This is a genomic window from Nocardia sp. FDAARGOS_372 (genome assembly GCF_002554515.1).
Classification (GTDB): domain Bacteria; phylum Actinomycetota; class Actinomycetes; order Mycobacteriales; family Mycobacteriaceae; genus Nocardia; species Nocardia farcinica.
The window spans coordinates 3,413,676-3,429,251 of the sequence record NZ_PDDW01000001.1 but is presented as its reverse complement, the minus strand read 5'-3'; the positions used below and the strand labels follow the sequence as shown (position 1 = coordinate 3,429,251).

Annotated in this window: 12 protein-coding genes; 5 read left to right on the top strand and 7 right to left on the bottom strand. The window is 69.8% G+C overall.

All coding sequences use genetic code 11. The annotated features are described in order from the left end of the window. Positions 1 to 85 precede the first annotated feature (85 nt). The 4 genes from CRM89_RS16450 to CRM89_RS16435 all read right to left on the bottom strand — a co-directional run bounded on the left by CRM89_RS16450 (position 86) and on the right by CRM89_RS16435 (position 4,801). Positions 86 to 1,540, bottom strand: a complete 1,455-nt coding sequence (locus tag CRM89_RS16450; protein ID WP_011211138.1) for a fatty acid desaturase — start codon at positions 1,538 to 1,540, stop codon at positions 86 to 88. A 48-nt stretch (positions 1,541 to 1,588) separates the two neighbouring features. Further along, a complete protein-coding gene (locus CRM89_RS16445) occupies positions 1,589 to 2,725 on the bottom strand; it encodes a ferredoxin reductase (RefSeq protein ID WP_011211137.1) in 1,137 nt (378 codons plus the stop codon). A gap of 119 nt (positions 2,726 to 2,844) precedes the next feature. Then, positions 2,845 to 3,354 carry a hypothetical protein gene (locus CRM89_RS16440; RefSeq protein WP_011211136.1) on the bottom strand — a complete coding sequence of 170 codons (510 nt, stop codon included), beginning with the start codon at positions 3,352 to 3,354 and terminating at the stop codon, positions 2,845 to 2,847. 40 nt (positions 3,355 to 3,394) lie between these two features. Further along, on the bottom strand, positions 3,395 to 4,801 hold the full coding sequence (locus CRM89_RS16435) for a wax ester/triacylglycerol synthase family O-acyltransferase (RefSeq protein WP_011211135.1): 1,407 nt from the start codon (positions 4,799 to 4,801) through the stop codon (positions 3,395 to 3,397). A 355-nt stretch (positions 4,802 to 5,156) separates the two neighbouring features. Here CRM89_RS16435 and secA point away from each other — a divergent pair, with 355 nt between their 5' ends. Continuing rightward, on the top strand, positions 5,157 to 7,970 hold the full coding sequence (gene secA, locus CRM89_RS16430) for a preprotein translocase subunit SecA (protein WP_098084849.1): 2,814 nt from the start codon (positions 5,157 to 5,159) through the stop codon (positions 7,968 to 7,970). 159 nt (positions 7,971 to 8,129) lie between these two features. On the opposite strand, the gene CRM89_RS16425 is transcribed toward secA, so the two are convergent. After that, positions 8,130 to 9,293 carry a helix-turn-helix transcriptional regulator gene (locus CRM89_RS16425; RefSeq protein ID WP_098084846.1) on the bottom strand — a complete coding sequence of 388 codons (1,164 nt, stop codon included), beginning with the start codon at positions 9,291 to 9,293 and terminating at the stop codon, positions 8,130 to 8,132. A 136-nt stretch (positions 9,294 to 9,429) separates the two neighbouring features. Here CRM89_RS16425 and CRM89_RS16420 point away from each other — a divergent pair, with 136 nt between their 5' ends. Both CRM89_RS16420 and CRM89_RS16415 read left to right on the top strand, forming a co-directional pair. Then, positions 9,430 to 10,182 carry a PIG-L deacetylase family protein gene (locus CRM89_RS16420; protein WP_172964529.1) on the top strand — a complete coding sequence of 251 codons (753 nt, stop codon included), beginning with the start codon at positions 9,430 to 9,432 and terminating at the stop codon, positions 10,180 to 10,182. After that, positions 10,179 to 11,534, top strand: coding sequence for an FAD-binding oxidoreductase (locus CRM89_RS16415; RefSeq protein ID WP_098084841.1), 1,356 nt, complete (start codon positions 10,179 to 10,181; stop codon positions 11,532 to 11,534). The genes CRM89_RS16420 and CRM89_RS16415 overlap by 4 nt, the downstream gene beginning before the upstream one ends. A 349-nt stretch (positions 11,535 to 11,883) precedes the next feature. On the opposite strand, the gene CRM89_RS16410 is transcribed toward CRM89_RS16415, so the two are convergent. Continuing rightward, a complete protein-coding gene (locus tag CRM89_RS16410) occupies positions 11,884 to 12,411 on the bottom strand; it encodes an SRPBCC family protein (protein ID WP_098084838.1) in 528 nt (175 codons plus the stop codon). Between the two features lie 82 nt (positions 12,412 to 12,493). On the opposite strand from CRM89_RS16410, the gene CRM89_RS16405 reads away from it, so the two are divergent. Both CRM89_RS16405 and CRM89_RS16400 read left to right on the top strand, forming a co-directional pair. Then, on the top strand, positions 12,494 to 13,240 hold the full coding sequence (locus tag CRM89_RS16405) for a TetR/AcrR family transcriptional regulator (RefSeq protein WP_172964528.1): 747 nt from the start codon (positions 12,494 to 12,496) through the stop codon (positions 13,238 to 13,240). Beyond that, positions 13,233 to 13,661: an RDD family protein gene (locus CRM89_RS16400; protein WP_098084832.1), complete on the top strand. Its 429-nt coding sequence runs from the start codon at positions 13,233 to 13,235 to the stop codon at positions 13,659 to 13,661. Before CRM89_RS16405 ends, CRM89_RS16400 begins: the two co-directional genes overlap by 8 nt. 105 nt (positions 13,662 to 13,766) lie before the next feature. On the opposite strand, the gene CRM89_RS16395 is transcribed toward CRM89_RS16400, so the two are convergent. Next, the gene (locus CRM89_RS16395) at positions 13,767 to 15,521 is read right to left on the bottom strand and encodes an exonuclease domain-containing protein (RefSeq protein WP_098084830.1); all 1,755 of its coding nucleotides are present in this window, start codon (positions 15,519 to 15,521) and stop codon (positions 13,767 to 13,769) included. Positions 15,522 to 15,576: the final 55 nt, after the last annotated feature.

Genomic DNA, 15,576 nt, shown 5'->3' with positions numbered 1-15,576 from the left:
GGTTACACTACCGTAAGTTACGAGACCGTAGGTTGTGACGTCTGTGGTAAATCCCGCATTGCGATTGTGATCGGCGAATGATAATTCAGGCCGGGCGGCCGCGCATCCCGAAGCCGCCCAGGCGGATCCGGCCGCGCCCGCGCCGATTCGCCCGGCGCGTCGCCTGCTCCTCGCGTGCCTTGTCGCGCAGCGCGGTGCCCGCCTCGCGCAGCGCCGCGCGCTCGTGAGCGGCCTTGTCCTTCAGTGCCCGCTTGGCCTCGCGCAACACCTCTTTCTCGTGGCGCGCCTTCTCCTCGAGGGCGATCTTCGCCTCGTGCAGTGCCGAGCGCAGGCCGCGCCGCTTGCCGGTCACCGGATCGGTGATCAGCCGGTTGTGCTCGCCCCATCGCTCGGTGTGCGGCAACGTGATTCCGATGAACTTGCGCTCGGAGGAGGTCTCCGGGGCATCGTCGGCGGTGCGCTTGAGGAAGCGGTCCGGCAGGGCCAGCTTGTGGATGGTGCGGAAGGCCAGCAGGTACTGCTTGCCCAGCGAGCCGGTGGTGTAGGGCAGGTCGTATTTGTCGCACAACTCGCGCACCCGCTCGGCGATCTCCGGGTACCGGTTGCTCGGCAGATCGGGGAACAGGTGGTGCTCGATCTGATAGCAGAGATTGCCGCTCATGAACGCCATCGCCGGGCCCGCCTTGAAATTGGCACTGCCGAGCATCTGGCGCAGATACCACTCGGCGGGTGTCTCGTCCTCGAGCTGTTCGATGGTGAATTTCTCCGCGCCGTCGGGGAAATGGCCGCAGAAGATCACCGCGTAGGCCCACAGGTTGCGGATCAGGTTGGCGGTGGCGTTCGCCTTCAGCGTCGACTTCCAGGCCGGGCCGGTGAGCGCGGGGTAGATCACGAAATCCTTGGCGACCTGGCGGCCGATCTTGCGCGCGAAATCACGATTGGGCTTGGAGCGCAGTTCCCACGGCGGGGTCCCGGTCAGAACCTTCTCGATGCTCCAGTCGTGCAGCGCGATGCCCCACTCGAAGGTGGCCGCCAGCACCAGGTTGGCCAGCGGCTGCACCAGGTGGATCGGGCGCCACGGCTCGTCCCTGGTCATCCGCAGGATGCCGAAGCCGAGATCCTCGTCCTTGCCCAGGACGTTGGTGTAGGTGTGGTGGGAGTAGTTGTGCGCGCGCCGCCACTGCGCCGACGGGCCCGTCATGTCCCATTCCCAAGTGGTGGAATGGATTTCGGGGTCGTTCATCCAGTCCCACTGGCCGTGGCTGACGTTGTGGCCCAGCTCCATGTTCTCGATGATCTTGGCGACCGAGAGCAGGGCGGTGCCGGTGAGCCAGGCCCACCGGTTGCGGCTGCCGAAGAGCACCGCGCGACCGGCCACCTCCAGACCGCGCTGGGCCGCGATGGTGCGGCGGATGTACTTCGCGTCACGCTCGCCGCGCGAGAGCTCGATCGAGCGGCGCACGGAGTCGAGTTCGTGCCCGAGCGCCTCGATGTCGGCGTCGGTGAGGTGGGAAAATGCCTGGATATCGGTGATGGCCACCGCCAGTCCCTTCTGTGGCTGGACGTTGCTGTCGAGGGTACGCGCCGCTCAGACGTCGAGGGTGCAGTCACCGGCCGCGGCGGAGATGCAGGTCTGCACCTTGTCGCCCTCGCGGCGCTCCTCGCCGTTGCGCAGATCGCGCGCGTGCCCGGAAGCCACTGTCACCACGCAGGTCTGGCAGATGCCCATGCGGCAGCCGAACGGCATCTGCACGCCCACCTGCTCGCCCGCCTCCAGCAGGCTGGTCGCACCGTCCACCTCGATGCTGCGCCCGGTCTTGCCGAAGGTCACCGTGCCGCCCTCGCCGACCGCCGAGCGTTCCACCTCGAACCGCTCCACGTGCAGCCGATCCGAGAGGCCGGCGGCCTGCCAGTGCTGTTCGATCTCGTCGAGCAGCCCCGCGGGGCCGCACGCCCAGGTCTCGCGCTCGCGCCAGTCCGGGAACTTCGTGTCCAGGTCGGCGAGCGCGAACTTGCCGTGCTCGCCGGTCAGGTGCAGGTGCGAGGTGAAGCCGGGCCGGCGCTCGTGCAGGGCGCGCAACTCGGCGCCGAACATCACGTCCTGCTCGGTGCGCGCGGAATGCAGGTGCACCACGTCGGGCATGCCACCGCGCCGGTCCATCGCGCGCAGCATCGACATCACCGGGGTGATGCCGCTCCCTGCGGTGAGGAAGAGCACCTTGGGCGGCGGCGGGGAGGGCATCACGAAGCCGCCCTGGGGCGCCTGCAACCGCACGATGGTGCCCGGTGCGACACCGCCGACCAGGTGGCTGGACAGGAAGCCCTCGGGCATCGCCTTCACCGCGATGGAGATGACCTTCTTGCCACCGTGCTCGGGCGAGCTCCAGTCCGGCGGGCAGGTCAGCGAGTACGACCGCCAGTGCCAGCGCCCGTCCACCAGCAGACCGATGCCGATGTACTGGCCGGGCTGGTACTTGAAGTCGAAACCCCACCCCGGCTTGATCACGATGGTGGCCGAGTCCGCGGTCTCCTTGCGCACGTCGATGATGCGACCGCGCAGCTCGCGCGCCGACCACAACGGATTGGCCAGGTGCAGGTAGTCGTCGGGCAGCAGCGGCGTGGTCACCCGCGCGACGGCGCCGCGCAACACGTTGAGCCGACCTCCGCGCTCGGCGACACTCGCCGCCGGAGCCTCCAGCCAGTCACGGACATTCTTCAGGACCATCGGTGCCGTTTCGTCTTTCTGTTCGTCCAGCCGCTCGTCGTCGGCCCCGTCTCCAGCCAGGTTACGGCATCGTAGGTTACGCGGCGTTGTGGTCGTTCGCAGCAGCTACACGGTCCCGTTCAGAGCAGGTCCAACAGGAACGGCAGCTCCTGGGGTGCGTACCAGGCCAACTGGTGGTCCTCGGCGTCACCCAGCACGAACTCCGCGTCGGGGTCGCCCAGATCCGCGGCATCGATCACATCGACGGCCTTGGCCACCGCCGGCTCGGCCTCGGCCAGGTCGACGTGGACCGAGGCGATCCGGTCGTAACCGACCGGGCCGGCGAGCTTGACCACCGCGTCGTCCAGGTCCGGGCGCAGCTTGGCCCCGGTCACGTCCGCGGCCACCACCGCGCGCCGGTACACCGGGCTGCCGGGGGCGTCGCCGGACCCGTCCTCGGGCGCCTCGGCGGCGTCCTCGCGCTCGGCGGCCAGCAGGCGCAGCGCGGCCCGCGCGGCCTCGCCCATCGCCACCTCGGCCAGTTCCTCGTCGTCACCGGAGGCGTAGGCCTCGCGCAGCGCCGGGGTGACGGCGAAGGCGGTGCCGCCGAACGGGAAGATCTCGCGCTCGGTGACCAGGCGGCGCAGCATCGGCACCGTCGCGGGCAGGTAGACGCGCAGGGTGTTCTTCTCAGGCGCAGGCACCGAGCATCTCCTCCAAGGATTCGTGCACCGCGGCGGCCAGTACGCCGATGTCGGCCATCGCGTCGCGATCACCGTTGAGCCCGTAGAAGACGCGTCCGTCGTAGGACGTGATCCCGATGCTCGAGGCCTGATTGCGCAGCAGTGGCGACACCGGATACATCTCCAGCATCCGCGCGCCGCCGATGTACATCGGCTGCTGCGGACCCGGTGCGTTGGTGATCACCAGATTGAACGTGTGCTCTGCGAACGTACTCGCCGCCCGCACACTCATCGCATGCAGGCTCGCTGGTGCGAATCCGGCCAGGTGCACCAGGGTGCGGGCGCGCACCCCGCGGTGGTGCCTGCCGTTGGCCTCGGTGGCGTGCGAGATGTGCGACAGCCGCATCACCGGATTCGGCTCGCCGACCGGCAGGTCGATGAGGAACGAGGACACCTCGCTGGCCGGGGCGACGCGGTCGGCTCCGTCGTCGTCGACATAGACCGACATCGGCACCACCGCGCGCAGCGTGCTCGATTCCAGCAGGCCCTCGCCGCGCGAGAGCAGCCAATTGCGCAGCGCGCCGGTCACCACCGCCAGGATGACGTCGTTGATCGAGCAGTCGAACCGCTTGCGGATGCTGCGGTGGTCGGCCAGATCGGTGCGCGCCACATCGAAGCGGCGGTGCCGCGAGGTGGGTGCGTTGAGCGGGCTGTGTGGTGCGCCCGCGGCCACCGAACGCACCGCCGAGACGACCGAGTCCACCGCCCGGCCCGCCGCGCCGACCATCGCGAACGCCTGCGCGCTCGACTCGCGGACCACCGTCACCGCCTCGCGCGGTTTGGCGGCCAGCCGCGACAGCGCGCCGAGCAGCAACTCCATGTCGGTGGGTTCGCGCGGTGGCTCCCAGGCGAAATCGGCCAGCTCGCGCGGCGAGGGGCTGGTGTCGAGGATGACGTGCCCGATCTCGAGCGCCTCGTCGCCGTCGACCAGTGCCGAATGGCTCTTGGTGAAGATCGCGCTGCGGCCACCGGCCAGGCCCTCGATCAGGTACATCTCCCACAGCGGCCTGCTCTGGTCCAGCGGGCGCGACGCCAGGCGGGCCACCAGCTCGTGCAGCTGCTCCTCGGTGCCCGGGCTCGGCAGCGCGGAGCGGCGGATGTGATAGGTGATGTCGAAGCGGCTGTCCTCCACCCACACCGGCCTGCCCAGCGCCAGCGGCACCTCCCGCACCTTGCGCCGGTAGCGGGGGACCAGCGGGAGTCTGCTCTCCACCAGGTCGACCAGGCGGTCGTAGTCGAGGTCGTCGCCGGATTCGGGGCTGGCGAGGATCGCGAGGGAGCCGATGTGGATCGGATTGCTGCTCGACTCGAGCCGGTAGAACGCCGCGTCCTGCGGCGTCAGTCTCGTGATCACGCTGCCCGATGCTCCTTCCGATGCCGTGCCACGCCTGATCCGCGCACACCGTCACCGCGTACACCGTCACCAGGGCCCGCTGTGGTGGCATGATGCTCCGATTCGATCACAGCGAGCACCCGCCTGCATAGCACTGCGCGCGATCGGCCGGACCGCCGGGCGAGCCCCGGTCCGGCGCGTCCCACGCCCACCGAGGGTACGGTGAGAAACGGGCCGCCCGCGTGGTCGACGCTGGTCACCCGCGCCCGGCGCGGCGACGCGACTACGATGAACCCGTGCTGCGGATTCCGCCGTGCCCGGCGGAGACCTGTAGGGGGGCCAAGTTGACACACCGACCAGAGGACTGAAAAGACCCGTGCCTGCGCTGACACTGACGAGGTTGCTACGGATTGGTGAGGGTCGCACGGTCAAGCGGCTCGCCCATCTCGCCGACGAGGTCCTCGCGCTCGGCTCGGACTACGAGCAGCTCACCGACGCCGAACTCCGCGCGAAGACCGACGAGTTCAAGCAGCGTTACGCCGACGGTGAGACCCTCGACGACCTGCTGCTCGAGGCCTTCGCCGTGGCCAGGGAGGCGTCCTGGCGGGTGCTCAACCAGAAGCACTACAAGGTCCAGGTCATGGGTGGCGCCGCGCTGCACCTGGGCAACATCGCCGAGATGAAGACCGGTGAGGGCAAGACCCTGACCTGTGTGCTGCCCGCCTACCTCAACGCGCTCTCCGGCGACGGCGTGCACGTGGTGACCGTCAACGACTACCTGGCCAAGCGCGACGCCGAGTGGATGGGCCGCGTGCACCGCTTCCTCGGCCTCGAGGTCGGGGTGATCCTCGGCGGCATGACCCCGCCGCAGCGCCGCGTCGCCTACGCCGCCGACATCACCTACGGCACCAACAACGAGTTCGGCTTCGACTACCTGCGCGACAACATGGCGCATTCGCTGGACGACCTGGTGCAGCGCGGCCACAACTTCGCCGTGGTCGACGAGGTCGACTCCATCCTCATCGACGAGGCCAGGACGCCGCTGATCATCTCCGGCCCCGCCGATGCCTCCTCCAAGTGGTACGCCGAGTTCGCGCGGATCGCCCCGCTGCTGAAGAAGGACGTGCACTACGAGGTCGACATCAAGAAGCGCACCATCGGCGTGCACGAGGCGGGTGTGGAGTTCGTCGAGGACCAGCTCGGCATCGACAACCTCTACGAGGCCGCCAACTCGCCGCTGGTGAGCTACCTGAACAACGCCATCAAGGCCAAGGAGCTCTACCAGCGCGACAAGGACTACATCGTCCGCGACGGCGAGGTCATCATCGTCGACGAGTTCACCGGCCGCATCCTGGTGGGCCGCCGCTACAACGAGGGCATGCACCAGGCCATCGAGGCCAAGGAAGGCGTGGAGATCCAGCCGGAGAACCAGACGCTGGCCACGATCACCCTGCAGAACTACTTCCGCCTCTACGACAAGCTCTCCGGCATGACCGGCACCGCCGAGACCGAGGCCGCCGAGCTGCACCAGATCTACAACCTCGGCGTGGTCCCGATCCCGACGAACAAGCCGATGATCCGCGTCGACCAGTCGGACCTGATCTACAAGACCGAAGAGGCCAAGTTCAACGCCGTCGTCGACGATGTCGCCGAACGGCACGAGAAGGGCCAGCCGGTGCTGATCGGCACCACCAGCGTCGAGCGCTCGGAGTACCTGTCCAAGCAGTTCACCCGGCGCGGGATCCCGCACAGCGTGCTGAACGCGAAGTTCCACGAGCAGGAAGCCCAGATCATCGCCGAGGCGGGCCGCCCGGGCGCGGTGACGGTCGCCACCAACATGGCCGGCCGCGGTACCGACATCGTGCTCGGCGGCAACCCCGACATCATCGCCGACATCCTGCTGCGCAAGCAGGGCCTGGACCCGGTGGAGACGCCGGAGGAGTACGAGGCCGCCTGGCTGCCGACGCTCGAGCAGGTCAAGGCCCAGACGGCCGCCGACGCCGACACCGTGCGCGAGGCGGGCGGCCTCTACGTGCTCGGCACCGAGCGCCACGAGTCGCGCCGCATCGACAACCAGCTGCGCGGCCGCTCCGGCCGCCAGGGCGACCCCGGTGAGTCCCGGTTCTACCTGTCGCTGGGCGACGAGCTGATGCGCCGCTTCAACGGCGCCGCGCTCGAGGCGATCATGACCCGGCTGAACCTGCCCGACGACGTGCCGATCGAGGCCAAGATGGTCTCCAAGGCGATCAAGAGCGCGCAGACCCAGGTCGAGCAGCAGAACTTCGAGATCCGCAAGAACGTCCTCAAGTACGACGAGGTGATGAATCAGCAGCGCACCGTCATCTACGGCGAGCGCAACCGGATCCTGCGCGGTGAGGACATGGAGGGCCAGGTCCAGAACATGATCACCGATGTGATCACCGCCTACGTCGACGGCGCCACCGCCGAAGGCTACGTGGAGGACTGGGACCTCGAGAAGCTGTGGACCGCGCTGAAGACGCTGTACCCGGTGAGCCTGGACTATCGCGAACTGACCGGCGAACTCGACGGCGAACCGCGCGACCTGAGCCGCGAGGAACTGCGCGAAGCCCTGCTCGAGGACGCCCACTCCGCCTACGCCAAGCGTGAGCAGGAGATCGACGGGCTGGCCGGTGAGGGCTCGATGCGCAACCTCGAACGCCAGGTGCTGCTCTCGGTGCTCGACCGCAAGTGGCGCGAGCACCTCTACGAGATGGACTACCTCAAGGAGGGCATCGGCCTGCGCGCGATGGCGCAGCGCGACCCGCTCGTCGAGTACCAGCGCGAGGGCTTCGACATGTTCACCGCGATGCTCGACGGCTTGAAGGAGGAGTCGGTCGGCTTCCTGTTCAACCTCCAGGTCGAGGTGCAGCAGCCCCAGCCCACCGGCGTGTCCGTCGACCCCGGCCTGCGTTCGCCGGTCGGTGCCGCCGTCCCGGCGCCGGCCCCCGCGGCGCCGGCCCCGCTGCTGGCCAAGGGCATCACCGACCAGGCACCCCGCGGACTGAACTACATCGGTCCCGACGAGGGCGGGCGGGCGTCCGTGCACAGCGACGCCGAGGAGTACGGCGGCGGCACCCCGGCCGCCGCGGGCACCCGGCGCGAACGTCGTGAGGCCGCCCGCGCCGAGGGCAAGGGCAAGCGCGGCCCGAAGTCCCGCCGCAAGCACTGACGCGGTAATCGTCCGAAGGCGCCCGGGAGTTTCCCGGGCGCCTTCGCTCGTGCCGGGTGCTCGGAGGTCGGGCAGCGGTGGCGCCCGGTATGTCCCGTCCGAAGGAGATCGTCGGCGGGTCCGGGCGCCGCGCCGAGGACCGCGCGGTCGTCGGCCGAATCAGGCGCCGGCTCGGTGGATCGCCACGTGCTCGGCTCCGACGAACCAGCCCGTCGGGGTGAGTTCCGCGCCCATGCGCGGCACGTACTGGTCGAAGTAGACCCGCGAGATGAGTTCGCGGCGCGACCGCACGTTCGCCTTGTCGAACACCGACTTCAAATGGTCCTGCACGGTATAGGTCGACAGGTGCAGGGTCGCGGCGATCTCCTTGGTGTCCACGCCCTGGAGGACCAGTTGCACGACGTCACGTTCGCGCGGGGACAGGCCGTAGGCGGCGACGACGATCGACACGATCTCCGGCGGCCTGGCCTCCTCGATGGTGATCACCACCTCGCCCTGCCTGCCGTCGCGGGAGATCAGCGGCCCGGCGTGCAGCACCAGCCACATTCCGCTGCCGGTGCGTAACCGGCACCGCGGCGGCACCGTCGTCTCTCCGCGGCCGTAGCGCCGGGCCGCGCCGATCAGGGCCGCCACCGGCGCCAGCGGATCGCCACCCGCGACACCCAGGTCGAGGTCGGCCAGGCGCTGTTCGGCGCCCAGGCTCATCTGCGCGATCTGGTCGTCGGGACCGACGATCACCACCGCCGGGCCGGTGACGGTGGTGGGCGGGCGGCATTCGGCCAGCCGCGAGAGCATCCCGGTGCGCACCCCGTGCGCGAACGGGGCCGCCAGCGAGGCGAGGAAATCCACCTCGGCCTCGTCGAACGGTGCGTCGTCCGCGCCGCGGAACAGCGCCATCGCGCCCCACACGTCGCGTCCGTCCCGGAACGCCAGCCGCGCTTCGTCGGCGAACCCGAACCGCGGCTTCATGAAGCTCGCCATCCGGCCGGAGCGCTCGACCACACCGTTGGTCATCAGCGACACACCCGCCGCGGGCACCTCGGCGCGAGCCAGCTCCGTGAACGCGGTGGGCTCCACGGTGCCGTACTCGATGAGCCCGAACTCGTGGTCGTGGCTGTTCTTGTCGCGCAGGTCGCCGTACTTCCTGGCGCTGGTGAGCATGTGCGTGACCGGGTCGTGGGTGGCGATGCAGGCGCTCACCCACGGCACCGCCCGCGCCACCGAGGCCACCGCCTCCTCCAGAAAGGTGTCGAGGTCGAGGCCGGCGCGCGCGACCACGTCGACATCCTGTCGCACCCGCGCCGCCGTCAGTCCTCGAGCCATGCACCGATTGTGCGCCCCGGCCCGCCCGCGCACCATCCCAGATGTCTGGGTGGGCGGGGGCCCAGAACCGCCGGGCCGTGATTCCCCCGTCCGCGGGGATGGGCGGAGTGAGGGCGTGGCCCGCAGTGTTGTCGCCATGACTTCCCCCGCTCCCCACCTGCTCGTCGTGGTCGCGCACCCCGACGACGAGGCGTTCGGCTGCGGCTCGGTTCTCGCCCACGCCACCCGGCGCGGCCTGCGCAGCACGGTCGTCTGCGCGACCCGCGGCGAACTGGGCGAACCCGCGCCCGGCTCCGGCCTCACCCGCGCCGAACTCCCCGCCGTCCGCGAGCACGAACTGCGCACCGCCTGCGCCCTGCTCGGCGTCGACCGGGTCGAGGTGCTCGGCTACCGCGACTCCGGCCCCGACGGTGCACCCGCCCCCGGCGCGCTCGCCGCCGCCGATCCGGCCGAGCTCGCGAACCGCGTCGCCGGCTACCTCGACGAGATCCGCCCCGACGTGGTCGTCACCCTCGACGCGAGCGACGGTCACCGCGACCACGCCGCCATGCGGGACGCCACCCTCGCCGCGCTCGACATCGCGACGCACCGCCCGGCAGCCACCTACCTGTTCTGCCTGGCGCGCTCGCTGATGACCGAATTCACCGGCGACGACCGCTACGGCACCCCCGACGCCGACATCACCCACGTCGTCGACGTCGCCGACCTGCTGCCGTTGCGGGAACGCGCGATCCGCGCGCACGCCTCCCAGGTGCCGCCCTTCGACGCGATGAATCCCGCGCTGCGCCACGGCTTCCTCGCCGTCGACCGGCTCCGCCGCATCGACCCGCCGCCCACCGGCCCCGTCCGAACCTGCTGGATCCCCACCGACCGAAAGGCCCTCCGATGACCGTCACCCTCGAACCCTTGCGCGCACAATGCACCCTGCACCTGCCCGGCGACCCCGGTTACGACGCCGCCCGCATGCCCTGGAACGCCGCCGTCGACCAGCGCCCCGCCGCCGTCGCCGTCCCCCGCACGGCCGAGGAGGTGGCGGCCGTGGTACGCGCCGCCGTCGCCGCGGGCCTGCGGGTGGCGCCGCAGAGCACCGGGCACGGCGCGGGCGCGCTGAGCGAGCGCTCGATGGACGACGTCGTGCTGCTGCGGCTTTCCGAACTCACCGGGGTGACCGTGGACCCGGCCGCCCGCACCGCCCGCGTCCTCGGCGGCACCCTGTGGCAGGACGTCCTGGCCGCCACCGCACCGCACGGTCTCACCGCCCTGCACGGCAGCGCCCCCGATGTCGCGGTCGCGGGCTACGTCCTCGGCGGCGGCCTGTCCTTCTACGGCCGCGCCCACGGCCTGGCCGTGAACTCCGTCCGCTCGCTCGACATCGTCGGCCCCGACGGCACCCTCGTCCACGCCTCCGCGCGACAGAACCCGGATCTGTTCTGGGCCGTGCGCGGTGGCGGCGGCAACTTCGGCGTCGTCGTCGCCCTCGAACTCGAGCTGCTGCCCTACCCCGACGTGTTCGCGGGCATGCTGCTGTGGGACCGCGCCCGCGCCGCCGACGTCGTGCCCGCCTGGGTGGCGTGGACCGAGACCGCGCCCGAATCGGTGACCACCGCGTTGCGGGTGATGAGTTTCCCGCCGCTGCCCGAACTCCCGCCGTTCCTGTCCGGTCGCGACGTCGTCATCGTCGACGGCGCGATCCTGGCCACCGACGAGCACGCCGCCGAACTGCTCGCCCCGCTGCGCGCCCTCGCCCCCGAACTCGACACCTTCGGCCGCATTCCCGCCGACGCGCTCCTACAGGTCCACATGGACCCGCCCGCCCCCACGCCCACCGTCGGCGACCACAGCGTTCTCGGCGACCTCGACACCGCCGCCGTCACCGCCCTGCTCGACCACGTCGGCGACGGCACCACCCACGGACTGATGTTCGCCGAACTCCGCCACATCGGCGGCGCCCTCGCCCGCCCCGCCGTCGACGGCGGGGCCCTCTCCCACATCCCCGGCACCTACGGCCTGCTCTGCGTGGCCGTGGCCCCCACCCCGCAGGCCGCGGTCGCGGGCCGCGCCGCCGCCTTCGCGGTCGTCCGGGCGATGGCCCCCTGGTCCCGGCACAACCTCATCCCCACCTTCACCGAGAACCGCGTCGACAGCGGCCGCATGTTCGACGGCGAGGACTGGGCGAAGCTGTGCCACCTGCGCGACGAACTCGCGCCCGCCGCGGTCTTCGTCGCCAATCACGCGCTCTAGCAACGACTTCGAGGGGTCGGGAGGCGCCGGTGTCACCGGTGCCTCCCGCAAGAGTCTTCCGGCCACCGGCGCGCCACAGGCAGGTCCCCGCGATGGGGCCGTGCGTCCTCTCGTGCCGCACCCGGCGGGACAACACACCGCCGCCGTGGGAGCATCCTCCCGGAGCCACGATCGCTCCGAGGGAGGGGACCACCGATGATGCGAATCACCGCACTGCTACTCCGCATTGCCCCGTGCCCCCGCTGCGGCGGCAGCGGAGGCCACTACGAAGTGGGCACCTGGGTGTCGTGCTGGGGCTGCGGCGGCACCGGCCAACGTCGAGGTGGTTCAGCAGAATATGACCGCCCTGCTACTGAACTCCGTATTCGGCTGACCCGCTATCCGGCTCCATAGCAGCTCGCTGTTCGATGAGCGATTTCAGTCCGTCGAGCCAGGACTGGATGAGGCCGGTCAGTGTTTCGTTGTCGAGGGGGAGGCCGATGGCGGTGGCGTCCATGGATTCCTGGCAGCGGATGCGGGTGTGGCCGGCGTCGATCTCGTCGAACTCGTAGACCGCGATTGCCGAGAATCCCGCGTGGTCTGCGTCGTGTGTGGTCCAGGTGAGTCGGGTGGGCGGCTCGACCACGGCGAAGGTCGAGACGACCGGGGCGCCGTCGGCGTGCCAGGTGAAGGAGCGCGCGGTGGCCGCGGGGCCGGTGGTGGCGACATGGGAGATGTCACCGCGGATGTCCGGCCACTTCCGGACGTCGGCGAGTGTCTGCCACACCCGCGCTCGTGGTGCGGCGATGTCGATCGTCCCCGCCGCTACGGCGGGGGCGTCGAGGTCGACCTGCCCGGTGCGGGCGAGGCGGTAGGCGGGACTGTGGGTTGCTTCCATGCGAACTCCCAAAACGATACAATGTATCGATACACCGTATCGTTTCGGCTCGGCTACTGTCAACGCGGAGGTGTTCGACAACGTGCGATTCGACAGGACGCTGGCGCTGCTCTGGGGCGAGGACGCGACGCGGGTCGGCCGCTCCGGCGCGACGATCGCGGATTTCGTCGCGGCCGCGACGGCGATTCTGGATGAGCAAGGCGCGGAAGGGCTTTCGATGCGCGCCGTGGCGAATCGGCTCGGCGTGCGGACGATGGCGACCTATACGTTCGGCAACAAGGACGACCTCGTCGCGCTCGTCGTCGACCGCGCCTACCGCGACATGTACCCGTCGGACAAGCGGCCCGGACGGCTGGCGTGGCGGCCGGGGTTGACCGAGGTCGCGCACGCGAATCGGGCCCTCGGTCTCGCGCACCCCTGGTTGCACGAACTCCAGGTCGTTCGTTCGCTCATGGGACCCCACGAGTTGCGCAAGCGCGATCACGAACTCGCCCCGCTCGAGGCGACGCCGCTCAGCGACGTCGAAAAGGATCAAGTCCTCACGCAGCTGTTGCTCCACGTGGCGGGCATGACCCGGATCGAGAACTCGCTACGGCGTGAACGCGACGCGACCGGCCTCGACGACGCGCAGTGGTGGCAGGAGGTCATGCCGACACTCGAGCCGATCGCCGAGGGTGACCCGTTCCCCTTGGCGCAGCGCATCGGACTCGCCGCGCAATCCGCCCGCAACGGCCGGTTCTGGACCGACGAGGCATTCGAGTTCGGCCTCGAACGCCTGCTCGACGGCATAGAAGTCCTCATCGAAAAGCGCTCGGGGGACGGTGGTTGACCCGAACTGTGTGCTCCGGCGCGGTCCGTACCGAGGGTCTCCGCGTGCTCGACGGGGCGGGCAGACCTTGGGCAAGGGGCTGCTCGGACTTCGTGTGGTACCAGCCGGCGAGTGGGCGCGCCCGCAGCTCTCCCTCCGGGCGGCTACCGCGCGGATGCTGATCATCTTCTTGCCGTTCGTGTTCTTTTCCCTGTCCGGAAGCATTCCCGAGTCCGGCGCGCTCGACACGATCGCTCTCGTCGGTCTCCTGAGCCTGCTGCTGAGTCTGATCCTGGCTGCGATGCCGGTCAACGGCCGACGGGCGCTTCACGACCTGGCTACTGGAAGTCGAGTCGTGCGCGCGGAAAAGCGCAAGATTGTCTGGACGACCGATCTTCCGATGCTTCTGCCCGGTCGCGTCGACCTGTCGAAGCGACTCTGAGCGCGTCGCCTTGAGCGGACGACATGGCGGTCGGGTCCATCATGACGCTGCCCGTGTGTGCCCCGGGTCGCCGTAGTGGTTTCATGTGCGAGGAGATGTGTCCGGTCAGTTCTCCACGTCGACGCCGAAGCGGGTAGCCAGTGCGGCGAGACCGGTGTCGTAGCCCTGGCCGACCGACCGCAGGCGCCACGCTTCGCCGCGCAGGTAGACCTCGAGCAAGAGAAGTGTGCGCTCGGTCGTCGCCGCATCGAGCGTTGTTCGGGCGATCGGGGCAGCATCGGGGCCCGGGGCTGCTTCGACTTCTATGGGACCCAGGTCGGCGAAAGTGGCCTCGGCCTCGTCCAGGGCAGCCGCGAGGACGATGCGGCGGCAGTGACCGGGGACGGCGTCGAGACGAAGCGTGATCAGCTGCTCGTTCGGGCCGTCGGTGGTGAGGAGGACGCACTCGTTCTGCGGTTGGTTGTAGAAGACGAAATCCTCGTCGGCAGAAACGCGGTCCGATTCGCCGAGAACGAAGGCGACGAGGTCGACCTCCCGGGTGACGCTCTGGGACCACGAGAACTGGAACGTCCACTCATGACCCGAGGTTTCGATCGGAAGATCGATGACCTGACCGCGCACCAAGTTCTGGGGATCGTCGAGGCGTCCGACCGACGCGGTCCCGTTCGCGGTGAACAGCTCGGGTCCGTGAATGGGGAGTCCGAGTTCGAGGATTCTCGGGAACCGCCGGTCCGATGTCGCGTTGGCCAGCGCGAGGATATCGGTGACGGTAGCGGACAGGTTGACCGCGGCCGACCCGCCCAGTTCGCCGATCCTTGTGCGCGCCAGCGCCGCTTCCTCGTGCGCGCCGCCGACGACCAGAATGCGGCGGCCCGCCAGTGGTCCCGGCGCAGTCGGCGGCGTCCTGCGTGGGGCCGATCGAGCTCGGGTGACGGGCGCAGCGGTGTCGCCGGGTTGCACGGCGCTCAGCAGTCGAACGAACTCCTCTTCATCGATGGTCGGCGTGCCGTGCTCTGTTGCGCGGCGGGCCTTGGCGGACGAGCCGAGAGGCTGGTTGGTAACCAGCAGACTGGTGCGGCGGCTGACCGAGCCGACCATGTTGAGTCCGGCTTCATCACCGCACGCGACGAGTTCTGCACGGGTGCGGCGGGTAGAGCCGGTGATCGCCACCTGCATGCCCTGGACGAGAGGCTTCCCGGGCTCGAAGCGCTCCGGATTCACGTAGGGGCAAGGCGGCTTGGGGCCGACGCGGGCGCGGTGGTAGCGGACGGTGGTCGCGCGCGCGGGTGAGCAGGGGAGGACCGGCGGGTCGATCCCCATTCGCCGGGCGTCTCCGAGAAGACCGTGCAGCACGCCGACGAGCACCCGCGTGTCATCGAGGGAATCGTGGGAGCGGCGCTGGACCACCCCGTAGTGTGCTGCGAGGCTGGCGAGGCGCCGATCCGGAGTTGGGGGCGCGACCCGGCGGGCGAGCGCGAGGGTGCACATCCGGCGCGACACCGGCAGTTTGCCGCCGCACCGGCGGAACTCCTGGTCGAGGAAGCCGTAGTCGAAACCGGCGTTGTGTGCGATCAGCAAGCGGTCGCGCAGTAGTGACTCCAGGGTCTGCTGCACGTCCTCGAACTTCGGGGCGCCGGAGAGTCGTTCGGGCGTGAGTCCGTGAATGTGGACCGGACCCGGGTCGCAACCGGGGTCGAGCAGGGTGTGGAATTCACCCGAGACCACGCCGGTGTCCTCGACGGTGATCACGGTGACCGACAACGCCCGGTGGACTGTGGGAGCGAGGCCGCTCGTCTCCAGGTCGACCAGGGCGCACGCGCCCAGCCGATGGTCGGGGAGCATGGATACTGTGCGCGGCATGCGAAGGGTATACCGCATCACGGCGGGAAGCGGGTGCAAATCTGTTGACCCGCAA

Coding starts and splice junctions, on each gene's coding strand:
- CRM89_RS16445 (WP_011211137.1), bottom strand. CDS start 2,725: ATGGTCCTGAAGAATGTCCGTGACTGGCTGGAGGCTCCGGCGGCGAGT.
- CRM89_RS16440 (WP_011211136.1), bottom strand. CDS start 3,354: ATGCTGCGCCGCCTGGTCACCGAGCGCGAGATCTTCCCGTTCGGCGGC.
- CRM89_RS16425 (WP_098084846.1), bottom strand. CDS start 9,293: ATGGCTCGAGGACTGACGGCGGCGCGGGTGCGACAGGATGTCGACGTG.
- CRM89_RS16420 (WP_172964529.1), top strand. CDS start 9,430: ATGACTTCCCCCGCTCCCCACCTGCTCGTCGTGGTCGCGCACCCCGAC.
- CRM89_RS16415 (WP_098084841.1), top strand. CDS start 10,179: ATGACCGTCACCCTCGAACCCTTGCGCGCACAATGCACCCTGCACCTG.
- CRM89_RS16410 (WP_098084838.1), bottom strand. CDS start 12,411: ATGGAAGCAACCCACAGTCCCGCCTACCGCCTCGCCCGCACCGGGCAG.
- CRM89_RS16395 (WP_098084830.1), bottom strand. CDS start 15,521: ATGCCGCGCACAGTATCCATGCTCCCCGACCATCGGCTGGGCGCGTGC.